The organism is Mesorhizobium sp. B2-3-7 (assembly GCF_006442695.1).
GTDB lineage: Bacteria > Pseudomonadota > Alphaproteobacteria > Rhizobiales > Rhizobiaceae > Mesorhizobium.
The window spans coordinates 1-24,444 of sequence record NZ_VFVV01000007.1 but is presented as its reverse complement, the minus strand read 5'-3'; the positions used below and the strand labels follow the sequence as shown (position 1 = coordinate 24,444).

21 protein-coding genes are annotated in these 24,444 nt (G+C 63.4%); 4 read left to right on the top strand and 17 right to left on the bottom strand.

The window, feature by feature from the left end:
• Positions 1 to 6: 6 nt before the first annotated feature.
• The 5 genes from hisD to FJ940_RS14955 form a co-directional block, all read right to left on the bottom strand.
• The gene (gene hisD, locus FJ940_RS14975) at positions 7 to 1,296 is read right to left on the bottom strand and encodes a histidinol dehydrogenase (RefSeq protein ID WP_140657034.1); all 1,290 of its coding nucleotides are present in this window, start codon (positions 1,294 to 1,296) and stop codon (positions 7 to 9) included.
• Positions 1,297 to 1,361: 65 nt separating this feature from the next.
• The gene (locus tag FJ940_RS14970) at positions 1,362 to 2,582 is read right to left on the bottom strand and encodes a sugar ABC transporter substrate-binding protein (protein ID WP_246671095.1); all 1,221 of its coding nucleotides are present in this window, start codon (positions 2,580 to 2,582) and stop codon (positions 1,362 to 1,364) included.
• A gap of 103 nt (positions 2,583 to 2,685) precedes the next feature.
• Positions 2,686 to 3,714, bottom strand: coding sequence for an ABC transporter permease (locus FJ940_RS14965; protein ID WP_181169642.1), 1,029 nt, complete (start codon positions 3,712 to 3,714; stop codon positions 2,686 to 2,688).
• Positions 3,711 to 4,703: an ABC transporter permease gene (locus FJ940_RS14960; RefSeq protein ID WP_140522215.1), complete on the bottom strand. Its 993-nt coding sequence runs from the start codon at positions 4,701 to 4,703 to the stop codon at positions 3,711 to 3,713. The genes FJ940_RS14965 and FJ940_RS14960 overlap by 4 nt, the downstream gene beginning before the upstream one ends.
• Complete coding sequence (locus tag FJ940_RS14955; protein WP_140522217.1) at positions 4,700 to 6,235, bottom strand: sugar ABC transporter ATP-binding protein; 1,536 nt, start codon at positions 6,233 to 6,235, stop codon at positions 4,700 to 4,702. Before FJ940_RS14955 ends, FJ940_RS14960 begins: the two co-directional genes overlap by 4 nt.
• A gap of 641 nt (positions 6,236 to 6,876) precedes the next feature.
• Between FJ940_RS14955 and FJ940_RS14945 the strand changes: the two genes are divergently transcribed.
• Positions 6,877 to 7,314: a GFA family protein gene (locus FJ940_RS14945; RefSeq protein ID WP_140561450.1), complete on the top strand. Its 438-nt coding sequence runs from the start codon at positions 6,877 to 6,879 to the stop codon at positions 7,312 to 7,314.
• Between the two features lie 27 nt (positions 7,315 to 7,341).
• Here FJ940_RS14945 and FJ940_RS14940 read toward each other — a convergent pair whose 3' ends face one another.
• Genes FJ940_RS14940 through FJ940_RS14885 form a run of 12 tightly spaced genes read right to left on the bottom strand, consistent with a single transcriptional unit; the run spans position 7,342 to position 19,246 of the window.
• Positions 7,342 to 7,596 carry a cytochrome C oxidase subunit IV family protein gene (locus FJ940_RS14940; RefSeq protein ID WP_140522223.1) on the bottom strand — a complete coding sequence of 85 codons (255 nt, stop codon included), beginning with the start codon at positions 7,594 to 7,596 and terminating at the stop codon, positions 7,342 to 7,344.
• A gap of 5 nt (positions 7,597 to 7,601) precedes the next feature.
• Entirely contained in the window at positions 7,602 to 8,243 is a 642-nt protein-coding gene (locus tag FJ940_RS14935) for a cytochrome c oxidase subunit 3 (RefSeq protein WP_140561452.1), read from the bottom strand.
• Positions 8,240 to 9,883, bottom strand: a complete 1,644-nt coding sequence (gene ctaD, locus FJ940_RS14930) for a cytochrome c oxidase subunit I (protein ID WP_140518010.1) — start codon at positions 9,881 to 9,883, stop codon at positions 8,240 to 8,242. The genes FJ940_RS14935 and ctaD overlap by 4 nt, the downstream gene beginning before the upstream one ends.
• Positions 9,880 to 10,839 carry a cytochrome c oxidase subunit II gene (gene coxB / locus FJ940_RS14925; RefSeq protein WP_140657032.1) on the bottom strand — a complete coding sequence of 320 codons (960 nt, stop codon included), beginning with the start codon at positions 10,837 to 10,839 and terminating at the stop codon, positions 9,880 to 9,882. The genes ctaD and coxB overlap by 4 nt, the downstream gene beginning before the upstream one ends.
• A complete protein-coding gene (locus FJ940_RS14920) occupies positions 10,836 to 11,588 on the bottom strand; it encodes an SCO family protein (protein WP_140518008.1) in 753 nt (250 codons plus the stop codon). The genes coxB and FJ940_RS14920 overlap by 4 nt, the downstream gene beginning before the upstream one ends.
• Positions 11,585 to 12,088 carry a hypothetical protein gene (locus FJ940_RS14915; RefSeq protein WP_140657030.1) on the bottom strand — a complete coding sequence of 168 codons (504 nt, stop codon included), beginning with the start codon at positions 12,086 to 12,088 and terminating at the stop codon, positions 11,585 to 11,587. Before FJ940_RS14915 ends, FJ940_RS14920 begins: the two co-directional genes overlap by 4 nt.
• Positions 12,081 to 13,211 (bottom strand): hypothetical protein, encoded by a 1,131-nt coding sequence (locus tag FJ940_RS14910; protein ID WP_140657029.1) that lies wholly within the window; start codon positions 13,209 to 13,211, stop codon positions 12,081 to 12,083. Before FJ940_RS14910 ends, FJ940_RS14915 begins: the two co-directional genes overlap by 8 nt.
• On the bottom strand, positions 13,208 to 13,744 hold the full coding sequence (locus FJ940_RS14905; protein ID WP_140522234.1) for a cytochrome c: 537 nt from the start codon (positions 13,742 to 13,744) through the stop codon (positions 13,208 to 13,210). The genes FJ940_RS14910 and FJ940_RS14905 overlap by 4 nt, the downstream gene beginning before the upstream one ends.
• A complete protein-coding gene (locus FJ940_RS14900; protein ID WP_140518005.1) occupies positions 13,741 to 14,268 on the bottom strand; it encodes a DUF3341 domain-containing protein in 528 nt (175 codons plus the stop codon). Before FJ940_RS14900 ends, FJ940_RS14905 begins: the two co-directional genes overlap by 4 nt.
• Positions 14,265 to 15,638: an NrfD/PsrC family molybdoenzyme membrane anchor subunit gene (nrfD, locus tag FJ940_RS14895; RefSeq protein ID WP_140657027.1), complete on the bottom strand. Its 1,374-nt coding sequence runs from the start codon at positions 15,636 to 15,638 to the stop codon at positions 14,265 to 14,267. Before nrfD ends, FJ940_RS14900 begins: the two co-directional genes overlap by 4 nt.
• Positions 15,631 to 18,606, bottom strand: a complete 2,976-nt coding sequence (locus tag FJ940_RS14890; protein WP_140657025.1) for a TAT-variant-translocated molybdopterin oxidoreductase — start codon at positions 18,604 to 18,606, stop codon at positions 15,631 to 15,633. The genes nrfD and FJ940_RS14890 overlap by 8 nt, the downstream gene beginning before the upstream one ends.
• Positions 18,590 to 19,246, bottom strand: a complete 657-nt coding sequence (locus FJ940_RS14885) for a cytochrome c3 family protein (protein WP_140582249.1) — start codon at positions 19,244 to 19,246, stop codon at positions 18,590 to 18,592. Before FJ940_RS14885 ends, FJ940_RS14890 begins: the two co-directional genes overlap by 17 nt.
• A gap of 195 nt (positions 19,247 to 19,441) precedes the next feature.
• On the opposite strand from FJ940_RS14885, the gene FJ940_RS14880 reads away from it, so the two are divergent.
• The 3 genes from FJ940_RS14880 to FJ940_RS14865 all read left to right on the top strand — a co-directional run.
• Positions 19,442 to 21,910: a membrane-bound PQQ-dependent dehydrogenase, glucose/quinate/shikimate family gene (locus tag FJ940_RS14880; protein ID WP_140657023.1), complete on the top strand. Its 2,469-nt coding sequence runs from the start codon at positions 19,442 to 19,444 to the stop codon at positions 21,908 to 21,910.
• 420 nt (positions 21,911 to 22,330) lie between these two features.
• Positions 22,331 to 23,497: an HlyD family secretion protein gene (locus FJ940_RS14870; protein ID WP_140556194.1), complete on the top strand. Its 1,167-nt coding sequence runs from the start codon at positions 22,331 to 22,333 to the stop codon at positions 23,495 to 23,497.
• The coding region (locus FJ940_RS14865; protein WP_140561462.1) for a DHA2 family efflux MFS transporter permease subunit at positions 23,494 to 24,444 on the top strand (951 nt) is incomplete at its 3' end. The genes FJ940_RS14870 and FJ940_RS14865, both read left to right, overlap by 4 nt.

The following is a 24,444-nucleotide window of genomic DNA, read 5'->3' as shown; positions in this document are numbered from 1 at the left end:
GCTGGCTTAGGCCTGGTTGCGACCTCCATAGCGGCGGACCCGGATGTTGGCCTGCTCGGCATGCCCATAGAATCCCTCGAGGACACACAGGCGCGAACAGTACTCGCCTATCATGGCGCTCGCTTCGTCGGTCAGAACGCGCTGATAGGTGCAGGTCTTGATGAACTTGCCAACCCACAAACCGCCTGTGTAACGGGCCGCCTTCTTGGTCGGCAGCGTATGGTTGGTGCCGATGACCTTGTCGCCATAGGCAACATTCGTACGCGCTCCCAAAAACAGAGCGCCGTAATTGCGCATGTTGTCGAGGAAGTAGTCCGGATCGCGCGTCATGACCTGGACGTGCTCGGATGCGATCCGGTCGGCCTCCGCGACCATTTCCTCGTAGGAAGCGCAGACGATCACTTCGCCATAGTCCGCCCATGCCTTGGCGGCGATCTCGGCGGTCGGCAGGATCTTCAGCTGCCGCTCGATCTCGGCCAGGGTGTCGCGCGCGAGCCTCTCCGAGTTTGTCAAAAGCACGGCGGGACTGGTCGGACCATGCTCGGCCTGGCCGAGCAGATCGGTCGCGCAGATCTCGCCGTCGACACTGTCGTCGGCAATGACCAGCGTCTCGGTCGGGCCGGCGAACAGGTCGATGCCGATACGGCCGTACAATTGCCGCTTGGCTTCAGCGACGAAGGCATTGCCAGGACCGACGAGCATGTCGACGCGCCCGATGGTTTCGGTTCCGAGCGCCATGGCGCCGACGGCCTGCACACCGCCCAGAACGTAGATCTCGTCCGCGCCGGCCATGTGCATCGCGGCCACGATAGCCGGATGCGGACCGCCCTGGAACGGCGGCGCGCAGGCGATGATCTTCTTCACCCCGGCGACCTTGGCCGTCACCACGCTCATATGCGCGGAGGCGACCATCGGGTATTTCCCGCCCGGCACGTAGCAGCCGACTGTTTCCACGGGAATGTTCTTGTGGCCGAGGACAACGCCGGGAAGCGTTTCCACTTCGAGGTCCTGGAGGCAGGCGCGCTGCTTCTCGGCGAAATTGCGAACCTGGGCCTGGGCGAAGCGAATATCCTCGATGTCGCTTGCCGACACCTTGGACATCGCATGCTCGATCTCGCTGTCGCTGAGCCGGAAGCTTGGCGGCGACCATTTGTCGAAACGCTCCGACAACTCCCGGACAGCGGTATCGCCTCGCTTTTCTATGTCGGCAAGGATCGTCTCGACGGTCGTCCGGACGGCCGCATCGCTCTGGGCGACAGCTTCGGGATCCCTGCCCCGTTTCAGAAAAGTCGGCATATTCTCATCCTTATGTTGAGTCAGGTGGGCGGCAGGATGCCGTCCACCTGTTGCATTGCTGATCGTCAGAGTTTTACCGTCGGCTCGATCTTGGTGAGCTTGTATTCGTCGGCCGGAGCCTTGCACGATGAGCAGTTGATGCCAGGGGCATCGGGCGCCTGCTTCACGTCCGCGGGCAATGCCTGAATGGTCGCTCCTGGTGTTGGCTTGCCCTCGAGCGCCGACTGCAGCGACAGTTCCGGCAGCAAATCGGGATTGAAGACCTCGGTGACGAAGGAACTCGGGACCTTGTCGGACGGGAAAACATTGCACCCGTCGGCGAAGGTATCGCCTTTGCAGGGTTTTACTTGATCCGCTGGCACCCAAGGCAGCGGGTACTCGATGTTCATCGGCTTCAGGTCGCGCTTCTTGGTCAGGATCTCCATCATCAGCTTGAAGGCATAGCCTGACGTAGCAGGCGGCGAACCGGCGGACACACCCTTGAGACCCATGCCTTGCATCTTCGGGTCTGCCAGTCCGAGACGAAAACCGTCCGAGTTCTCGCCGGTCATCGGAACCAGTTTGTTGCCCTTGTCGAGCAGCGCTTGAACGGCGCCATATTCGCCTGCCTGAGCCCAGATGCCGTCAACATCGGGATGCGCAGCGAGAGCCTTGGCCGTCTCCTGCTGTGTGGTGCGGTCATCCCAGTAGGAGTAGTATTCCGCGACGACCTTGATGCCGGGATACTGGTTGAAAATGTGCATCGCGCCGTCGGTGTGGCGCTTATCCACCGAGTTGCCCGGGACGCCACGGCTCAGGAAGATCTTGCCCTTGCCTCCCAGGATATTGACCAAGGCCTGGGCGGTGTTCTCGCCGAAGCCTGCGGTGATATAGCTGACATTGTAGGCGCAAGGCTCGGTCACCGTGGCGTCGTACATGAAGAAGAGCACGCCCTTCTGGCAGCCGCGATGGACCGTGCGGTTCAGCGCCGTCGACGAGATCGGGAAGCTGATGATGCCGTCGGCGCCAGCCTGTATCATGCTTTCATAGGCCGAGATCTGAGCCTGGGGGTCGGTTCCCGAGATGACTTCCTTCAGCTCCACCGTCTTGTCGTAGGGCGGCGTCTGCGCCAACGCCTTGACGATGTTCGCGGCCTCCGACTGCCACGAATTGCCGCTGTAGCTCAGCGACAGATATATCTTGAACTTCTTGTCCTGCGCTTGGGCATGGTCGACAACCATCCCAACGCCCATGGCGGTGGCAAGCGTCAGCGACGCGGCCAGTCCCAGTCTTTTTAACAGCCTCATTTCGATCAACCTCCCGTTGGAATTTGGCCCTTGCAGGTGCCGGACCAGAGCTTGTGAGAACGTTCTCACAATTGGACAAAACGCATTTCACGCACAGGCATGGTCACTTCCTCCGCGTCAGCATTCGATTTCCGAGATCGGCCAGGAATTCACCGCGCAGCACCAGCAGGGCGGCGACAATGATTGCGCCCTCTATGACGGTGCGCCATCCTTCGTTGAGGCCGATAGCGGAGATAACGGTGCCAAGCGTCGTCAGAAGAATTGCGCCGCCGACCGTCCCGATGAAAGTTCCGCTGCCGCCGAGGATCGAGGAGCCGCCGACCACGACGGCAGCGATGGAAGGCAGCATGTAGCTGTCGCCCATCCTCAGCGTCGCCCCGTTCGAATAGCCCACCAGCATCATGCCGACGAAGCCTGCGCAAGCGGCACTGATCGCATAGGGGACGAGCTCGAGCCGATTGACAGCGACGCCGGCGATGAGAGCGGCGTTCCTGTTGGTGCCAAGGGCGTAGAGCCGGCGGCCGAGCGCAGTGAAATTCTGCAAGAACCAGCCGAACAGGATGAAAGCGACGGTGAAGTAGATGACCAGCGGCACGCCGAGGAACCATTCCTTCATCAGCCACAGCAAGGCGGACGGAGAACCGCCGCGCGGCGTCCCGCTGGTGTAGCCCAGCGCCACCGATGCCACGACGATCGAGGTCGCCATGGTCATGATGAAGGGAGGAACCTTCAGCCAGACAATTCCCAGTCCGCTGATCGTGCCGACCAGCGCGCAAATGACCAGAATGGCCGGCAGCATGTACCAGATGCCGGCATCGCCGCTACCAATCCACGTCGTCGTCAACACGCCGCCGAGCGTGATGAGGGCGGGGACCGATAGGTCGAGCCCACCGATCAGGATGACGAGCCCTTGCCCAAACGACAACACGATCAGGAAGGACGCGAGGATGAGAACCGTCAGCACCTGATCCCAGGAACCCAGGGCCGGACTGATGAAGCGCGAGCACACCACAAGCACGATACTCAGCCCAAATACGACAAGCGTATTGACCACCTCCCGGTCGAGCCTTTGCCTGCCGCGCCGGTCGGAGTTGGCCTCGAAACGCGTCGCAACGTCCTTATGCGCGTTCACCGGATCTCTTCCTTCTTGAGCAGGCGCGCCACGGCGCTGCCGAACACGATCGCAAGCACCAGCACGAAACCTTGGAATATGCCGGTGTAGAAGGACGAGACCCCACCCGAGAAAAGCACCTTCTGCAAAAGCATCAGCGTACCGGCGCCCAGGATCGAGCCAACGAGGCTGCCCCGGCCGCCACTCAACGGCGTGCCGCCGAGCGCCACTGCGGCAAAGGTGAGCATCAGGAATGGCGTGCCGGCTGTCGGATTTCCTGTCGCCGTCTGGGCGCTCAGCATGAAGCCGGCGACGCCGTAAAGGATGCCGGCGCCGACAAAGGCCGTGATGCGTACCCCTGCCACGGGCACGCCGGAGAAGCGAGCCGACTGCTCGTCGGCGCCGATCGCATAGAGGCCGATCCCGGTATTGGTCCGCCGGAAGGCAAGCCAAAGCGCGATGGCGGCAACCAGAAACAGCCCGGCGATCGGGATGATACCGAACAGGGTGTCGGTCAGCGTATAGGTGACGAAGTCGGCAACCATACCGCCAGGCGCGTCCAGGATAACCAGCGCAAGTCCCTGGCAGACGATCATCGTGCCGAGCGTCGCCGCGATGGTCTGCAGTCCAAGCCTGGCCACGAGAATGCCGTTGATTGCGCCGACGGCACCGCCGATCGCACAGCACATCAGGAGGCTGGCCAGCGCACCGCCCGGACCACCGAACGGATAGACCGCCATCAGCACATTGGTCAGCGAGACGACGCCTGCGACGGACAAGTCGAAGCCGCGGCTGATGACGACCAGCGTCTCGCCCGCTGCCGCGAGCGCCAATGGCGTCGAGTTGTTGACGAGATCGGTGAAGGTGTAGACCGAAAGCGCATCCGGTTGCCAGAACGCGTAGAGCGCATAAAGCAGGACATAGATCATCGCCACGATGCCGGTGCCGCTGATGACAGCCCTCCATAACGCGGAGCGGCGGGGCGCGGGATTTGCCTGGACCGCGGTCATGCGGCCACTCCATTCACCGCGCCCGCAGCGTGGCCGATCAGCGCGCCGACGATAGTCGGCTCATCGATGGCATCGCCCTGATATTCGGCGAAGACGCGGCCGCCATAGAGCACCATGCAGCGATGCGCGAGATGGACGAGTTCCGGCAGTTCGGACGAGTAAAAGAGCACCGAGCCGCCATCGGCAGCGAACTTCCGGATCGCCTCGTAGATCGACTGCTTGGTTCCGACATCGACTCCACGCGTCGGATCGAAAAGCAGTAGAGTGCGCGCACCCGTCATCATGACGCGCGCCAGAAGCGCCTTCTGCTGGTTGCCACCGGAAAGCTCATCGATCTTGAACTGCAGATAGCGCTCCTGCAGTTCGACCGCCTCAGCGGTTTTTTTCGCAATGCGACGCTCGCTGGCCGGCCAGACGACGCCACCCTGCGCGATACGCGAAATGATAGGCAACACCATGTTGCTGGCGGTGCTGAGGCCGGCGAAAATCCCTTCCGACTTGCGGTCCTCCGGCAGGTAGGCAAGGCCGTTGCCGAAATGGAGCGCGGCGCCCGGGCTGGCGATCTGGGCGGGCACGCCGTCGATCTCGATGCCGCCGCTTTTCGCCTTGGAGAGGCCGATCATCGTCCTGAACAGGTCGCGTTGGCCCTGCCCCTCGAGCGCGGCGATGCCGACGATCTCACCTCGCCTGACATCAAACGACACGTCGCGCAAAATGCCGCCGGAGAGGCCCCGAACGCTGAGCGCGACGGGCGCGGTGTCGGCGACCAAAGGCTGCGAGGCGGTCGTCTCACGCGCGCTTCGGCCGACCATCATCTCGAAAATGTTCTCGTCCGAAGCGCCGGACAACTCGACGGTGCCGATGCTGCGGCCATTGCGCAGGATGGTGGCGCGCGAACACAGGGTGCGCACCTCGCCGAGGCGGTGGGAAATGTAGAGGATGGCGGTCTGCAGGTTCTTCTGCCGGCGCACGAGCTCAAACAGCCATTCGACGTCCGCCAGCGCGGCCGTCGGCTCATCGAGGATCAAGAGCTTCGAGGCATGGGTGAAGGCGCGCACGATCTCAAGCCGCTGACGATCCGAAAGCGAAAGCACGCCGACGGGCGTGTCAGGATCAAAGTGGGAGAGAGCGTAGTCGTTAAGAACCTTGCCAGCTGATGCCTTGGCGGTGCGGCGCGAGACGAGACCTAGCTTGCCCTTCGGCATTTTCGGCAGCACGAGATTCTCGGCGATGCTGAGATTCGGCAGCAGGCTGAGTTCCTGAAAGGCCGTCGCCACGCCCTGCGCCCGCGCATCGATGATGCCATGCGGCGCATAAGGCTTGCCGAAGATCGACATGGATCCGCCGTCAGGCGTCACGACGCCGCTGAGGATTTTCACGAGCGTCGATTTGCCGGCGCCGTTCTCGCCCAACAGCGCATGGACTTCCCCTGGCCGCAGATCAATGGAGACGGAATCGAGTGCGACTGTGGGTCCGTAGGATTTTGCAATATTCGCGATGCGAACAGCCAGCCGGATCTCGTCGGTACCCATACCTCCTCCCAAAAGGTAAGTCCGCCGCAGCGGTGAGAACGTTCTCTGAGAACGTTCTCACTAATCCACAAGCACCGCCGGCTTGTCAATTGTGAATCGTTCATTCCTTGTCGAACGCACCAGGCTCCCGGCCTCCGGGCGGCACTTGGCCGTCTTTTGAGTGCTCAGAAGTGGCTGAGCCGGCGCCTTTTCTGGGCGGCTGGTCGGGGGGCGCCCGCCGGGATGGATTCTGCCCCTCGGACTGATGCGTTTTCTCATTCACCTCGCCTGAAGGGCGCGTCAGGCCTTGCCCGGACGCCGGCGGCTTGTTGCCTGCGGCGGCCTGGGAGAATGAATCGGCGGGATCGCCGTCGCTCCTGGCCGGATATTTGGTGGCACCAGTCTCGCGGCGATTTTCGCTTCCAGTCATGGCCGGTCCTCCTTTGGCACAGTCATAACCTGGTTTCGACCGGCAGGTTCCAGCGGCTAGGCCGGAAGCGCAGATTTGAATCCGCCGCCGCTCCTATGGCCGGAAACCAATTTGGCGGCGCTGCGTTGACCCCGCAGGATCAGATCCCCCAACAGCTTCGGAGAAAATTCATGCTCGACCGCAGCGGAAGCGCCGTCCTGACGACCGACAGTCTCTGACAACGGACAGCAACATGGCTCGCATCGAGCGCGGACATTGTTTCTGCGGTGCCGTCACGGCGGTGATGGAAGGAGAGCCCTTCTGGATCTGCTTCGACCATGACGACGATTGCCGGCGGGCGATCGGCGGACCGATGACCATCTGGATCGGCTATCGTCCGCACCAGGTCAAGCTGACCGACGGGAAGCCTAAGACCTTTTCGAAGACGAAGGGAGTCGTCCGCTCCTTCTGCGCCGATTGCGGTACCTCGATCTTCTATGCCGACGAAGGCCTGCGTGACGAACTCTATGTCTCGATCGGCTTCATGGACGCGCCGGAGCGGTTTCCGCCACAGGCACAGGCCTATTGGGATATGCGCCTGCCATTCATCGACATGGCCGACGGCTTGCCCCGCGTCGACGGCTACACGAGGCGCCGCGATCCAGCCTTGGGCAATCCGCGTGACCGTTGATGACGCGCGCCACACTAGCCCCGCAGGCTATTGCCCGATCAGGGTCAGGCCAAAGAGAATGGCCAGCCACAGGCCCACCGCCGCGACCGCGAGCCTGGGGAGGATGCCCTCGCCCGCCAGATGCATGAACAGCAGCGCGATCACCACTGTCTTGGCAGCCGCCGCGGCAAGGTTGATCGCGGAATTGAACCCACCGAGGTCGACAAACGAAGAGCCGACGGTAAGCGCCAGCAAGGCGAGCAGCGCGAGATAGGCGAATGTGAGTTTGGCGAGGTCGCTCATCGTCGTCAGGCCCGGTTGATCAGATAGAGGACCGGGAACAGGAACACCCAGACGATGTCGACGAAATGCCAGTAGAGTCCGATCGCCTGCACGCGGCGCGCCCGGCTCGCCTGCGCGGTCCTCGGCCAGAGCAACAGCATGCCGGCAATCACCGCGATGCCGCCTATCAGATGCAGCGCGTGCAGCGATGTCATGGCGAAATAGAGCGCGAAGAAGAATTCGGCATGGGCCGGATCTGGGCCTGCGAAGCGGAACGGCGCGCCGAGCACCGGCGCCAGGCCCTCGCTGAATTCCTTGCTGTATTCGACGGCCTTGATCACCAGAAAGATGCAGCCAAGCAGGCTCGTGGACATCAAGGCCCAGAAGGCGGGCCGCCAACGCCGGGCAGCCGTGAACATATGGGCAAGCGCCATCGCGAAGCTGCTGGTGATCAGAACCGCCGTATTCAGCGTGCCGAGCGGCAATGACAGATGTTGCGACGCCGCGGCGAATGCCGCGCTATAGCTCAATCGGGCGTAGAGGAACACCAGCACGATCGCGCCGAACAGCATCGCCTCGGAGCCGATGAAAATCCACATGCCGAATGCATCGGCCGCCTTCTCGCGGGCCCGTGTATCGAAGGCAATGCTTTCGGTCGGCCCGCTCATGAGGCTTCGTCCCTGTGCGGGCTGAACGTCTCGTGCCTCAGGCCTTTCATGGCATAGTCATAGGCCGGCCGCCTGACCACGGGCATGGTGTCGAAATTATGCGGGGGCGGCGGCGAAGCCGTCTGCCATTCAAGGCCGGTCGCGCCCCACGGGTTGGCCGGCGCCCGCGTCCCGCGAAACAGCGACCAGCCGAGATAGAGCAGCGGCATAAGATAGCCGACGGCCAGAACGACCGCGCCGGCCGAGGACAATACGTGCCAGAACTGAAACTCCGGCGGATAGGTGTGATAGCGCCGCGGCATGCCGAGAAAACCGAGCACGAATTGCGGGAAGAAAGTCAGGTTGAAGCCGAGGAAGGTCACGGTCGCGGCGATACGGCCCCAGGTTTCGGAATAGACGCGGCCGGTGATCTTCGGCCACCAGAAATGCAACCCCGCCATGTAGGCCGTCACCATGCCGCCGACCATGATGTAATGGAAATGCGCCACGACGAAATAGGTGTCATGAACGTGGACGTCGACGGCGAGAGCGGCCAGGAACAGGCCGGCCAGCCCCCCGAAAGTGAACAGCGCCAGGAAAAACAGCGCATAAAGCATGGGCGTCTCGAAAGTGATTTCGCCCTTGCGCAGCGTCAGCGTCCAGTTGAACACCTTTATCGCCGAGGGGATCGCGACGCAGAACGACAGGAACGAGAACACGATGCCGGCATAGGCCGACTGGCCTGATACGAACATATGGTGACCCCAGACCAGGAAGCCGAACACGGCAATCGCCATCGAAGACATCGCCACCGCCTTGTAGCCGAACAGCGGGCGCTTGCTGAAGCAGGGCAGCACTTCGGAAACCACGCCCATGCCGGGCAGGATCATGATGTAGACCGCGGGATGTGAGTAGAACCAGAACAGATGCTGGAACAGCAGCGGGTCGCCGCCCAGAGCGGGATTGAAGATGCCGATACCGAAGGCACGCTCCAGCACGATCAGGATCAGCGAGGCGGCCAGCACCGGTGTCGCCAGCACCATGACCAGCGCGGTCGCATACATCGTCCAGACGAAGATCGGCAGTCTGAACCAGGTCAGCCCCGGCGCGCGTAACGTGTGGACGGTGACGATGAAGTTGATGCCGGTCATGATCGTCGAGAAGCCGACGATGAAGACACCCAGCGCGGCCATCGAAACGAAGCCGTTGGCATAGAGCGTCGAGAGCGGCGTGTAGAAGGTCCAACCCGTGTCGACACCGCCGGCGAGCACCGCGGCCAGGGCAAAGGCGCTGCCGAAGATGAACACGTACCAGCTGGCAAGATTGAGCCGCGGAAAAGCGAGATCGCGCGCGCCGATCATCAGCGGCAGCAGGAAATTGCCGAGCGTCGCGGGGATCGACGGCACCAGGAAGAACCACACCATGATGATGCCATGCAGGGAAAACAGCCTGTTATAGACATCGTCCGATACCAGATCGCCCGCAGGCGACGCGAGTTCGATCCGGATCATCACGGCAAAGGCACCGCCAAGAAAAAAGAACGCCGTCAGCGACATCAGGTAGAGCCAGGCGACGCGCTTGTGGTCGGTGGTCAAGAGCCAGGCGGCAGGTCCGGCCTCCCCATGCAGATAGCTCGAAGGCGCCAAGGCTTGCCTGCTCATTGGGTCGCCCCGCTTTCCCTGGTTGCTCGCGGCGACAGGGATTTGAGATACGCCAGCAGCATCTGTAGCTCCTGCTCGTCGACAAGGCCGTCAAAGCTCGGCATCACGGGTTCATACCCGGCGGCGATCTCCTTCTTCGGATTGAGGATGGAATCGCGCAAATAGCGGTCGTCGGCAATGACGGTCTGTTGATTGTCCAAGACCACCGGCCGTCCGAAGACCCCAGCCAGATCCGGCGCCCTCACCTTGCTGGAATTGCCATGGCAGCCGGAGCAGCCGAGCGCGCGGAAGAGTTTTTCGCCGTCGGCCGCAAGCGTTTCACCCTGGCCCTGGTTGCCCAGCCACGCCGCATATTCTTGCGGCGGCATCACGGTCACCCAGCCGCCCATCTCCGAATGCTGGGTGCCGCAATATTGCGCGCAGAACAAATGATACCGCCCGGGCTCGCTGGCGATGAACCAGACATGCGTGGTGCGCCCCGGCACCGCGTCCTGCTTGACCCGGAAGGCAGGTACGAAGAATGAGTGGATCACGTCCTGCGATGCCAGCGACACGATCACCGCCTTGCCGACCGGCACATGCAGTTCGTTGATTTCACGCTGGCCGCCAGGATGACGGAACTCCCACATCCATTGCTTGCCAAGGCCGGCGATCTCGAGTGCGTCAAGGGGCGGGTGTTCGCGGCGCAGGAACAGCACGGCTCCCCATCCGAAGATGGTGAAAGCGATCAGCAGGCTGGCGACTGTCCAGGTCACCTCGAGCGGCGTGCTGCGCGCACGCTCCCCCGTTCGCTCCACCTTGGAGCCGGCGCGATATTTGACGGCGTAGAAAACGACCAGGCTGGTCAGGAAGACGCCCAGCGCGACGGTGAAGGCAAGCAGCACGTAGAACAGGGCGTCGACACTGCCGGCAATCGAGGAGGCCTGCGGCGGCGTAAAAGGGATGCCGAACGTCAAATCGGCCTCCTTCGCGACAGAACGAGGATGGTGGCGCCAAGGCCAAGCAGCGTCGCCATGCCAGTCACCTTCACGACTGCCCAGACCGCTGGCGTGTACTGGCCCTTTGATGCATCGAAGCCGGCACACAGCAGAAAGACATGATCGGCGATGGAGCCAAGCCGCCCGGCCGACGCCTCGACCAGGGCAAGCCTGAGATCTCGCGGCTCGAAACTCAGCGCCGGAAGTACTTGCGCGATGCGGCCTTGCGGCGTCAGCGCGATGACCGCGATCGGGTGGACATATTGCGAGATCCGGTCGCGCCGGTCGAATGTGATGCCGGCCTCCACGGCAAGAGCGGCGCCAGCGCCATCCTCGCTGGTCAAGAAGCGCCACGCGGACAACCCTGCCTGACCGGCGGACCGCCCGACTTCGGCTTGGATGGACGCCGCATCCGCGACGGTCTCGGAAGCATCTATCGAGACGAAGAGAGCGTGGTAGGTCGCGGGATCGAGGCCGGTCTTGTTCAGATCCGAGGCAACCGCCTGCTGGGTCACGCCGCAGAGGTTGGGGCATTTGTCGTAACCGAAGATGAGCAGCGCCGGCCGCCCGCCGAGAATGCCGGAAAGCGTCTGCCGTCCGCCCGAAGCCTCGCGGAAGACTGTGTCGAGGCTGAGCTGCGCGCCGATCTGCGGTTCGAAAACCGGCCGCGCGCGCACGCTGGCGGTCATTGCAGCCAGGAGCACGAGCGGCAGGACCAAACGCCTCATGGCCTCGTCTCCATGGCCGGTGCAGCCTGGCGCTGCTGCGGCGCCCTGGCGTTTGGCTGCGCGGCGTCCGCTCGGGCGCGACAAATGCCGGCCTGCGGCGCGCGCGGAACCTCGCCCTCAAGCAAGGCGCAGTCCTCGCCGGCCGCAGCGGGCGTTCCCGCCCAATCCGGCAGTCCCTGCGCGGCGATCAGCTTCATGGCGTCGTCGATCGGAATGCGCGCGATGCCACCATTGCGGTCGACCCATGCAAGCATGCCGAGTTCACGATCTTCCTGCTGACGGAACGCGGCAAGATCGGCCCCGGGGAAATCCTGCAAGGCGGGACCTGCGGCGCTGCCGTTCATCTGCGTGCCCGCAAGTGGCCAGAACGGGGCCGTATCGAAAATCAGCCTCAGCCCAAGCGCGGCGAGCGCCAGGAAGACAAGCAGGCCGAGGCCAATGAGCACGAGCGCCCTCGGCCAGACATCGCGTGTTTCGGGATGACGCACGACCTTAGCCACGGGCCAGCCTCCCGCGCCAGACGACGATGCGATCAGGCCTGGTCCAGATATAGACGAAGCACCCGAACCAGATGCCGCCGGCGCCGACCATTGCCGCGAGGTCCGGCCACGACACTCCTGCACCGAGGGCGGACAAAGCCGGCCGGACGCGCCAGGCGACATCGGCGAAATGTCCGGCCAGCAGGAACGCGCCGAGCCCTATCAGGCCAACGCGGCTGCGCTTGACGGAGCGGTTCAGGAAACCGGCGAAGGGCAAGGCAAATTGCAGCGCGATCAGCAGCCAAAGCAGATACTGCCAGCCATTTCGACCACGGATGACATACCAATGGATTTCGTCGGGCAGGTCGCCGCCCCAGACGACCAGCCACTGCATGAATGCCAGATAGGCCCAGATGAGCATGAAGCCGAACATCATGTTGGCGAGGTCTTCGCCGAGCGCCACGTCCTCCTCGACACCCGGCGCCGACTCGATCGCACGGCCGGCCGAGAGCACCGCCAGCGCCAGCCCGCACACGCCGACGACCTCGGCCGCCGCTTCGAGCATCGCATAGATGGTGGAGGAAAAATCCGGCTCTATCGACATCATCCAATCGATGGCAAACACCGTCACGGCAAAGCCGTGCGCGACGAGCCCGATGGCGTAGCCGCCGCCGGTCCTGCTTGCGGCCGAACCGGGCGCCGTCCAGCCAAGTACAAGCCAGGCCAGCGCCAGCCAGACGACAGCATAGACGATGAAACGAACGACGAAGAATGGCACGTTGAGATAGGTCATTTTCTGGCGCACCGCTTCCGTCAGCGCCGGGTCGGCTCCTGCCCAGGGAAAGACCAGATCGAGCCGCGCAAGCACCGGCAGCATCAACAGCAGCGCGACAGGCAAGGTCGCGACGGCGGCCCGCAGCGGCGGCCGCAACGCGTCGCCCCAGCGCCCCCCGGTCAGGCCGTGCACCATGAGCAGGGTCATTGCGCCAAGCGGCAATCCGAGCAGGAACACCGCCGTCATCAGCCAGCCGGCCAGTGTCGCGCGCGGGGCGACGAACAGCCCGGCCGCGCACAGAGAGAGCCCTGCGGCGGCGGCTGCGAGCAGCAGGACGAGGTGGTCGTCGGGCCGGGCGGCGCGCTTCATCGTGCCGCCTCGGCATCGAGTTTCGCGCGAAGGGATTCGGGCAGCGTGCCGGCCGCAGCATGTCGCGAATATTGCAGCGCCCGGATATAGGCCACGATCGCCCAGCGGTCCCGCGGCTCGACACGCGCGGCATAGGGATACATCGCACCGTAACCGTCGGTGATGACGTCGTAGAAATGCCGGTCCGGCGCCTTGCGCAGCGCATCTTGATGGTAGGTCGGAGGCGGCGGGAAACCACGCCTGACCACCATCCCGTGCCCGTCGCCGGTGCGGCCATGGCAGGGAGAGCAGAATATATCGAAGCGTTGCTGCCCACGCTGAAGCAGCGCCATGGTGATCGGGTACGGGAATTTGTCCGGCGTCGCCGCCAGGTCGGCGTCGCGCGTCACCGTGCCTTCGACCGGTGTCCTTGCCGACATGCCGTCGGCGAACTCTCTGCTGGTTTCGAGCGGATCGTAGCGAGGCTGGTCGGCCATGTCCTGCTTGCAGGCGCCGAGGAGCAGGCAAACCGGCAAAAGCAGCCGCGGGTTCATATCGCCACCTCTTCGACCGTCTCGGCGCCAAGCCGTGTCAGCTGCCCCTTGGTGACGCCCTTGCGGTATTTCGGGTCGGTGGCCTCGATCAGCAGGTAGAACTTGCCGCCGCTCGCGTAGGTGAAGCTCTCGGCGTTGAAGACGGGGTGATAATATTGCGGCAGCCGGTTCTCGGCCAGCATGCCGAAGAAGCCGGCAAACACGCTGGCCAGGATCGCGGCTTCGAAGGCGATGACCGTGAACGGCGGCCAGGAATGCAGCGGCCGGCCGCCGACATTGACCGGATAGTCGATCTCGACGGAATAAAGGATCAATGCATAGACCAGCACGCCGCCGGCGACGCCACCCGCAAGCATGACCCATGGCAGCCGTGTCTTTCGCATGCCCAATATGTCTGTCAGGCCGTGCACCTCGAACGGCGAGAACGCATCCATATGCCGGTACCCCTTGTCGCGCATCGCTTGCGCCGCCCTGGTCAGCGCATCCGGATCGGCGAAAGCCGCGATGACGCCATGGACGCTCATGCCGCGCCGCCTTTCTGCTCGGCCAGTTCCTCGACCTCGAAGATGGTTATCGCCGGCAGGATGCGGATAAACAGGAAGACCAGCGCGAAGAAGGTGCCGATCGATCCGAACAGGATGCCGAAATCGAGCCAGGTCAGCGACTGCTCGCCCCAGGACGACGGCAGGTAGTCGCGGCTCGGGCCGGTCACCACGATGATGTAGCGCTCCAGCCACATGCCGATGTTGATGACCAGAGCGATCGAAAACAGCAGCGGCATATTGGATCGCACACGGCGAAACCAAAGCAGTTGCAGCACCGCGCAATTGCAGAAGAGCATGGTCCAGAACAGCGGCGCATAAGGGCCGACGGCGCGCTGGACCATCATCGCGCGCTCGTAAGGCTCACCCGAATACCAGGTGAAGAACGCTTCCGATGCATAGCCGTAAATGACGACCATGCCGGCCGCGATCATCAGTTTGGCGGCGTTGTCCATGTGGCGCGGCGTGATCAGGTCTTCCACAGCGAATGCCCAGCGCAAGGGAATGGCTATGGTCAGCACCATGGCGAAGCCGGAGAGGAGCGCGCCGGCGACGAAATAGGGCGGAAAGATCGTCGAATGGAAGCCCGGCGTGATGGCGAAGGTGAAATCGAGAGCGACGATCGAATGAACCGAAACGACCAGCGGTGTTGCGAGTGCCGCCATCAGGAAATAGACCGTTCGGTATCGCGCCCAATGATAGGCCGAGCCGCGCCAGCCAAGCGCGAGGACGCCGTAGAAAAGTTGCCCGCCACGCGACTTCGCCCGGTCGCGCAGCACGCCGAGATCAGGCAGCAATCCCGTGTACCAGAACAGCAGCGAGACGGTGGCGTAGGTGGAAATCGCGGCGAAGTCCCAGACCAGCGGGCTGCGCCATTGTGGCCAATGCATGTGGGTGTTGGGCAGGGGCAAGAGCCAATAGAAGAACCACGGCCGGCCAAGATGCAGGATAGGGTAGAGGCCGGCCATCGCCACGGCAAACAGCGTCATCGCCTCGGCGAAGCGGTTGATCGAGGCGCGCCAGGGCTGGCGCAGCAGCAGCAGCACCGCTGAGATCAGCGTACCGGCATGGCCAATGCCGATCCACCACACGAAACTCGAGATCATCGTGCCCCAGACCACGGGAATGTTGACCCCATAGGCGCCAACGCCGACCGAGACCAGGTAGGTGATGGAATAGAGGAACAGTAATACGAAGGCGAAGCAGACGAAGAACGCCGACCAGAAGAACCGCGGCAACTTCCCTTGCAGGACCACCGCGCTGATACGGCCGCTGATCTCTGGAAAATCGTGACGCCCGCGCAGCACAGGTGTCATGCCTTTGCTCGTCCTGCGGGCGGCCACGTCAGCCATCGCCGCCCTCCGAGCCGGATGTCGCGGCGAGCCTGTCGCTAGGGTTGCTGACCTTGCCCAGATAGGTGGTGCGCGGTCTTGTGTTCAGTTCTTCGAGCAGCGCGTAATTGTGTGGCGAGGCCTTTTCCTGGACGACCTGCGAATCCTTCCTGTTGAGATCGCCGAAGGTGATGGCTTTTGTCGGGCACGCCTGCTGGCAGGCGGTGACGATCTCACCGTCCTCGATCTCCCGGTTCTCGATCTGGGCGCGGATCCGTTTTTGCGAAATGCGCTGTACGCAGTAGCTGCATTTTTCCATGACGCCGCGCGAACGCACGGTGACATCGGGATTGTGGACGGCCTGCTCCGGTCCCGCGCTGTCCTTGTCGAACTCCTGGTACTCCAGGAAATTGAACCGCCGCACCTTGTAGGGACAGTTCTGCGAACAGTAGCGCGTGCCGATGCAGCGGTTGTAGACCTGCGCGTTCAGACCGTCATGCGTATGGATGGTCGCATTGACCGGACAGACGACCTCGCACGGGGCCTTCTCGCAATGCATGCACGGCACCGGCTGGAAGAACATGTCCGGATCGTCGATCCCGCCCGCATAGTAGCGGTCGACGCGCAGCCAGTGCATTTCGTGGCCGAGTGCCGCCTCGTCCGGCCCCACCGTTGCGATGTTGTTCTCGGCCTGACAGGCCGACACGCAGGCCATGCAGCCGATGCAGGCCGACAGGTCTATCGACATGCCCCAGGCTTCCTGGTCATAGCTCCAGTCGGGGTAGAGCGATTCCACGGGCGCTGGGGGCGCGTGGGCGCGCACGAAATGGGGATTTGCCCTGAACGCATCGAGCGAAGCATGGCGGATGATCGCCCTGCCCTCCATCGCTTGATGATGCTGGGTCGTGACTACACGCGCCGAACCGCCGCGCGGGCTCAGGACGACATCGTCGGCAAACCATGGCGCATCGCTGGTCCGTATCGCGAAGGCGTCGTAGCCGCCTGCGAGTGCCGCCACCGAGCCGGCCTTGCGTCCAAAACCGAGCGACAGCGTCACTGTGTCGTCAGGCTGTCCCGGCGTGATCCAGACGGGTGCGTCCAGCGTCCTGCCGTCCCGCGCCAGGTTGACCACCTGCCCGTTTTCGAGCCTCAGGCGCTGCGCGGTGGCTGGCGAGACCAGCGCCGCATTGCCCCAGACGAGCTTGCTTAACGGCCGGGGCAATTCCTGAAGCCAGGATGAATTGGCGTGGCGGCCGTCGCGAAGCCAGGGATCGGCGACGAAGCGAACCTCCAACCCTTTGGTGGCGGCATTGGGTGCCGAGCCATCGCTATCCGGCGGTGCCGAAACGGCAGCGGGACCAGCAGCAGTGTTCGGCACGATGCCGTCGCGCAGCGCCTTGCGCCAGGCCACCTCGTCCATGGCGACCCACGTCCGGCGCACCGGTGCCTGCGCATTGGCGCCGAATTCACCGCCCAGCGCGGCAAGCAACTGATGCAGGCTCTTGCCACCGAACAGAGGCTCTATGAGCGGCTGCACGATCGAAACCGTACCGTCATAGGCCCGGATATCGCTCCAGCTCTCCAACTCGTGCGCGGCTGGGATATGCCAGCGAGCCAGAAACGCCGTCTCATCGCGGTAGAGTCCCCAGTGGACAAGAAGCTTCAGGCTCGAAAAAGCCTTCCGTGCATCGAGGTCCGATGGCGCCGTGTGCAAGGGATTGGCGCCGAGCACGACGGTCTTGTCGATCGAACCATCCGTGATGGCCCCGCAGAGCGTGGCAAGATCGCCATCCGCCGGCATGGCATCAGGCGGCTCGATCAATTGCAGCGTGTTGCCAAGGGCACCGAGCCTGGCGTTCATAGCGAAGGCCAAGGCATGCACGGACGGTGCCTGGTGCGCTCCGGCCACCACAAGCGCATTGCGGCCGGCGCCGCGCAGATCGTCGGCAAGCGCGTTTGTCCATTCCGGACCGAGCGGCGACAAGCCGGCCGCGGCATTGTCGCCATCGAGGGCGGCCTTGATCGCCGCCGCAACGCTTGCGACGGCGCTTGGCCTGATAGCTCGGCGATGGTCGGCGGCAGCACCCGTGATGGTGGGAGTCGTCTCGACGACATAGAGGCGACTCATCGTGTCCGTCGATTTGCGCACCCGCCGCCGCTGCGCGAAATCACGAGCATAGGCCAGGCGCCCCGGACCATCGCCCAGGAAATCGGCATCCAGGCTGACGATCACATCGGCGCGGTCGAAACGGTAGATCGCCGTCAACGGCCTGCCGAACAATGTACCCGTTGCCTGTTCACCGGAATTGGCCGCAAGCGGGTCGTGGCGGAAGACGCGAAGTCTGGGATAGCGCACCCTCAGCGCCGCGATCTGCGCCTTCGTCGTCGGCGATGTCGTCGCCTCGAGCAGCAATGCCAGCCCTTGCCCGCCTGAAGCGAGGAATCCACCAGCCAGTTCGGCGATATCTTTCAGGAACTCATCGTAACTTGCGGGCTCGCCCAGCTTGAGCGGCGTGCGAGATCGCTCGGGATCGAACAGCGACAACACCGCCGCCTGCATGACGGCATCGGTGGCGCCGCGCGATGCCGGATGATCCGGGTTGCCCTCGACCTTTGTCGGCCGGCCCTCATGGCTCTCGATCACGGCTCCGATGCCGTAGCCGTCGCTGGAGAGGGCTGTCGCGTAGTAGAGCGGCCGGCCGGGAATGATGTTCTCCGGCTGGCGGACATAAGGCACGATGCTCTCGGCCTCGCTGCAGGCGGCCAGCCCGGCCAGCGACAGCGATGCACCCATCAGTTTCAGGACGGTGCGCCGGTCGAAGCCAGGCTGAAGGCGATCGGCCATCGCGGGGAATTCCGCCTCCACAAAGCGCTGGAACTCCGCCGTGTCAGCCAGTTCGCCCATGCTTCGCCATGGCTCGCGCCCCGCCGCGGCGAGCCGCAATGCCGCAAGATCGAAAGCCGGATTTCGGTCAACGGTGGCAGACATAGCAATCCGTCATGGTCTCGGGATGAATGTCGAGCACGCTGATCAGGGAGCGCCGGATCTGCTCGATGTCGTCAGGCGGCTTCCAGTGCATCAGGAAAACGTCCCGCGGCGGGCGAAGGTTGGGACCGGGGTCGCGGTGGCAGCCAAGGCACCATTCCATCGACAATGAATGCGCCCGTCGCGTCAGCGGCATGTCGTCGACCGCGCCATGGCAGGTCTCGCAGGCGACGCCCTTCGCGATATGGATGGAGTGGTTGAAGTAAACGAAATCCGGCACCGAATTGACCCGCTGCCATTGCAGCGGCTGTCCCGAAGCGAGACTTGCGCGCACCGGCGCCAACATCTCGGCATTGGTGAAGAGCTGCGAATGACAGGTCATGCACACTTCTGTCGCCGGCAGCCCCGCCGAGGCTGATGTCTCGACCCCGTTGTGGCAATAACGACAGTCCAGTCCGATATCGCCGACATGATGCTTGTGGCTGAACGGAACGGCCTGGGCCACCGGTTGCCCCACGCCGGTAACGAACCCTGAACGCAAAAACGCCGTGCCGCCGACGGCCGCCAGAAGCGCGAAACAGCAAACACCCCACAGAAAGAAGCGGGCAATCCCATTGGCGTTGCTGGAAAAGACCTGCGGCATCCTCGCCGATTTTTCGCTTGGAACAAGCTTTTGGATCGAGCGCCTAACGGCGGCAAAGCGACAAAGGTTCCGTCGGCGCGGAATGCTCACAAAATGGTGAGTTGGGAGCACCCTCGAAAACCGCGGCCGATCGCAACCATGCGGGACGGCCAGCGTTCGAAACAATCATGAGCCTGTCGTAATGGAAATGCTGTCATGACTTCTGCCAATCCGAATCTCGCCGACAGGCGTCGCTCCGGCGCCGCCTTCTGGTGGACTATGTTCGTGGGTGTGCTGCTGGCAATACTTGGTCTGCTGATCGGCGCAGGCGGCGCCTGGCTCGTCGCGCTGGGCGGCTCCTGGTACTATTTGCCCACCGGAGTGGCTCTCCTGGCGGCGGGTGTTTTGCTTTTGAGCGGCAATGCCGCCGGAGTCTGGCTCTACGTCCTGACCTGGATCGCGACGCTCGCCTGGGCTTATTGGGAAGTTGGCATGGACGGCTGGGGGTTGATGCCCCGGGTGCTCGCGCCGACGGTCATCCTGATCTTCGTTCTTTTGACCTTGCCTGCCTTTCGCGCCGGGCACGCGAAACGGGTTCGCGACCGCGGCTGCGCGGCCGCATCCGCTGCCCTTTTCATTGTCGGCTGCGCGATCGGGCTTCAGCATTTCACGCCCTCGGCACAATCCCAGGAGGCATCCCCGGTTGCCCCGGTCACGCCACCCGCCGCAGGAAGCGCATCTGGTCAGTCTCCGGTCAGCCCTCAGCCCAATGTCGCGATACACCAGGCTGGACCGAATTGGCCCGTCTATGGCGGCTCGGAACTTGCCACCCGCTATTCTCCCCTCAAACAGATCACCGCCGACAACGTCGCGAAGCTGACCAAAGTTTGGGATTTCCACACGGGCGATATGCCAAGCAAGGCGGCGACCGACAAATACTCCCCGGAAAACACCCCCCTCGAAGTGGACGGGCACCTGTTTGCATGTTCGGCCAAGGGCATCGTCATCTCGGCCAACGCGGCAACCGGCAAGGAGGAGTGGCGCTATGATCCGAAGGTATCCGACGCCGCCATCCCATACGGCGCCAGTTGCCGGGGCGTCGCCTACTACGCCGTTCCAGGCGCAAGCGCCGATCGACCATGCGCAACACGCATCCTGTGGGGCACGCTCGATGCAAGGCTGATTGCCATCGACGCCAGGACCGGGAAGGCATGTGGCGATTTCGGCCAGCAGGGCGTTGTCGATCTCACCCAGGGGCTCGGCAAGACCGTGCCCGGCTGGTATTCGGTGACGGCGCCTCCGACCGTCGTGCGCGGCATTGCCGTGCTTGGCGCCCAGGTGCAGGACGGCCAGGCCGAGGATGCGCCGTCAGGCGTCGTGCGCGGCTATGACGTGATGTCGGGGAGACTGGTCTGGGCTTGGGACATGGGCCATCCGGACCGCACGGGCGCACCGCCCCAGGGCGATACCTACACGCGCGGCACGCCGAACATGTGGACCGTGGCCGCCGCCGATCCGCAGCTCGGCTATGTCTTCCTGCCGCTCGGCAACGCCGCCGTCGACTATTACGGCGTCGATCGCAAGGACTTCGAAAACCAATACAATTCCTCAATCGTCGCCATCGATGTCACGACGGGCAAGCCGGTCTGGCATTTTCAGACCGTTCATCATGACCTTTGGGACTATGACCTCGGTTCGCAGCCGACGCTCGTCGATTTTCCGTCAGTTAATGGAAAGGTTCCCGCAATTATCGTGCCCAGCAAGCAGGGCCAGATCTACGTGCTCGACCGCAAGACCGGAAAATCGCTGTTCCCGGTCGAAGAACGGCCGGTGCCGTCGGGCGGCGTCGAACCAGAGAAATTGTCCAGGACGCAGCCTTATTCCGGCTATGCGCATCTCGACCAGCCTGTGCTGACCGAGAAGGATATGTGGGGCATGAGCCCGCTCGACCAGCTCTACTGCCGCATCCAGTTCCGGCAGGCTTCCTACCAGGGCGAATATACGCCCCCCACGGTGGACAAGCCTTTCATCGAATATCCCGGCTACAATGGCGGCTCCGACTGGGGAAGCGTCGCCGTCGACACCGATGCCGGCATCCTGGTCGCCAATTACAACGACATGCCCAACTATGATCAGTTGATACCGCGCCAAAAGGCGGACCAGATAGGCTTCAGGTCGATCGAACAGGGCGGCGCTTCGAAAAGGGCCAAGGACATGGGTGACCCGCAGATGGGTTCGCCGTACGCCATTGCCGTCAACGCGGGCTGGCGCCTCTCGACGGGGCTGCTTTGTTCCGAGCCGCCTTACGGCCATATCCGTGCCATCGAGTTGAAGACAGGCAAGACGCTCTGGGACAAGCCGCTCGGCGAGGCGGTCGAGAATGGCCCCTGGCGCATCCCGTCCATGCTGCCGCTGGATATCGGCACGCCAAACAATGGCGGGCCGCTCGTGACCGCCGGCGGCCTGATCTTCATCGCGGCGGCGACGGACGACAAGCTGCGCGCCATCGACATCAAGACCGGCAAGGTGGTCTGGCAGACGGATCTGCCCGCTGGCGGCCAGACCACCCCGATGACCTATGAGGTCGGCGGCCGGCAATATGTCGTCATCGCGCCCGGCGGTCATCATTTCATGGAGACGAAGGTCGGCGACGACGTGATCGCCTATGCGTTGCCGGCCGACTGATGGCGCGCCCGGCGTGGCCCGGACTGGCTTGCGCTTGTCGGCTGGCAAAGCGTGACCCCGGCCGTCAGCTCCCGTGATTTCTGGGGAACCTTGCCGGGATGAGCAGGTTTAGCTGCCTGAGACACTCCAAATTCGTCGGAAGGAGCAGCTCATGAGCAACGATCCCGACAAGGAGGGGCCTGTTTTTCCGCAGAGGATGCGCGGCAAGGCGAGATTATCCTGCGAACGCGAACGCGCCGTATCATCTTCATTGCGGGACTTGTCGGCATCGTGCTGGTGATGATGCTGCTGCACTTCGCCTAGCGCGGCCGGCCACAAACCCTCAATCTGAAACAGGAACTTTTTCGGACGCGGGTCCGTTGATTTACGTCCTTCCAGTACGCGGCTTTTGCCGCACCAACCCTACCGCGGACCGCTAACGTGGACACGAATTCTCCAGACGTCGCACCGGTCGACGAAAGACCTCAAACAAAACGTCGCCCCGATGCACGACCGAAGCGCGCCTCGTCGCGCCCACAACCGAAACAGGACCTCGATGCTTCCGCCGGGAACAAAGAGGGCCTGTTCGGCTCGCTCAGGCGGCACCCCTACGTCACCGCGGCGGTCATCCTTGTTCTGCTGCTGGCATCGGCCGCAGCGATAATCTGGTGGCTCCAGGCGCGACAGTATGAATGGACCGACGATGCCTTCATCGACGCCCGTACCGTAACCATAGGTGCCGAAATCGCCGGCCGCATCACCGATGTGGCGGTGACCGACAATCAGAGCGTAAAGGCCGGCGATGTCCTGCTGCGCATCGATGACAGGGATTATCAGGCATCCCTCAAGCAGGTTCAGGCGCAGGTGGCGCAGGCCGACGCCGAAACCGCTGACATCGCAGCCCAGATCGAAGCGCAGCAGGCCAAGGTGGACCAAGCCCAGAAGCAGGTGTCGCAAGGCCGGGCAGCGCTTGATTTCGCGAAAGCCGAAAATCAGCGCAACAGCGAATTGCTTGCCAAGGGAACCGGAACGCTGCAGCAGGCGCAACAGGCTGCCTCGACGCTTCGCCAGGCCCAGGCGACGCTCGACAGCTCGCAGGCGAACGTCGTGGCGGCCCAGAGACAAGTCGCCGTCCTCGAGGCCCAGCGCAAAAGCGTGGCGGCAAAACTCGACCAGGCCCATGCCAGCGAAGAGCAGGCCCGCACCGCGCTTTCCCGCACCTCGATCACCGCTCCGGTGGCCGGACGGGCGACGAACATATCCGCCGCCGTGGGCGCATATGCCCAACCGGGGCAAGTGCTGATGATGTTCGTGCCCGAGGACGTGTGGGTGAAGGCCAACTTCAAGGAAACACAACTCGACCTTATGCGGCCTGGCCAGCCCGTCGAGATCGATATCGACGCCTACCCGGAGCAGACCTTCAGGGGCCACGTCGACAGCATCCAGGCCGGCAGCGGAACCGCTTTCAGCCTGCTGCCCGCAGAGAACGCGACCGGCAATTTCGTCAAGGTGGTGCAGCGCGTGCCCGTGAAGATCGTCTTCGACAAGAAGACCGGCCTGCTGCTCGGGCCCGGCATGTCCGTCGTGCCGACGGTCAAGGTGCGATGACCGGCCAGGCGACCGCGCAAGCCGGCGAAAGCCGGTCCGCCGCGGGCGGGCGCAATCCCTGGCTTATCGCCATCGTCGTCTCCATCGCCACCTTCATGCTGGTGCTCGATACGTCCATTGCCAATGTGGCGCTGCGCAACATAGCCGGCAGCCTCGCGGCCGGAATGGACGAAAGCACCTGGATCATCACCACCTATCTGGTCGCCAATTCCGTCATCATCCCGATCAGCGGCTGGCTCGCCGGCGTGATCGGCCGCAAACGCTACTACATGATCTGCGTCGCTACCTTCACCCTCGCGTCGCTGCTCTGCGGCCTCGCGCCGAACCTGGAAATGCTGATCCTGTTTCGCATCCTTCAGGGGCTGGGCGGCGGTGGGATGGCGCCCAGCGAGCAATCGATCCTCGCCGATACTTTCCCGCCCGAAAAACGCTCGCAGGCCTTCGCGCTCTACGGCATCGCCGTCATCGTTGCACCGACGGTCGGGCCGACCATCGGCGGCTGGCTGACCGACCATTTCTCCTGGCATTGGATCTTCTTCATCAACGTGCCCTTCGGCATCATGTCGTTGGCCCTTGTGCAATGGCTGCTGGTCGAACCAGACGTGCTGGAGCGCGAGCGCCAGGAGAGGCTGAAGGATGGCCTCAAGATCGACTGGATCGGCTTCATCTTCGTCGTGCTGGCGCTCGGATCCCTTGAGATCTTCCTTGACGAGGGCCAGCGCAACGACTGGTTTGCGTCGGGCTTCATCACGACATTCGCCGTGATCTCGGCCGTCTCGTTCTTTTTCCTGATCCCCTGGGAGTTTCGCCATCGCGATCCGATCGTCGACATGCGGCTGGTTTTCACCCGCCAGTTCGGCACATCCTTCCTGGTGATGATGGCGGTCGGCGCGGTGCTGTTCAGCACAACGCAGATATTGCCGCAGCTCCAGCAGACCACCTTCGAC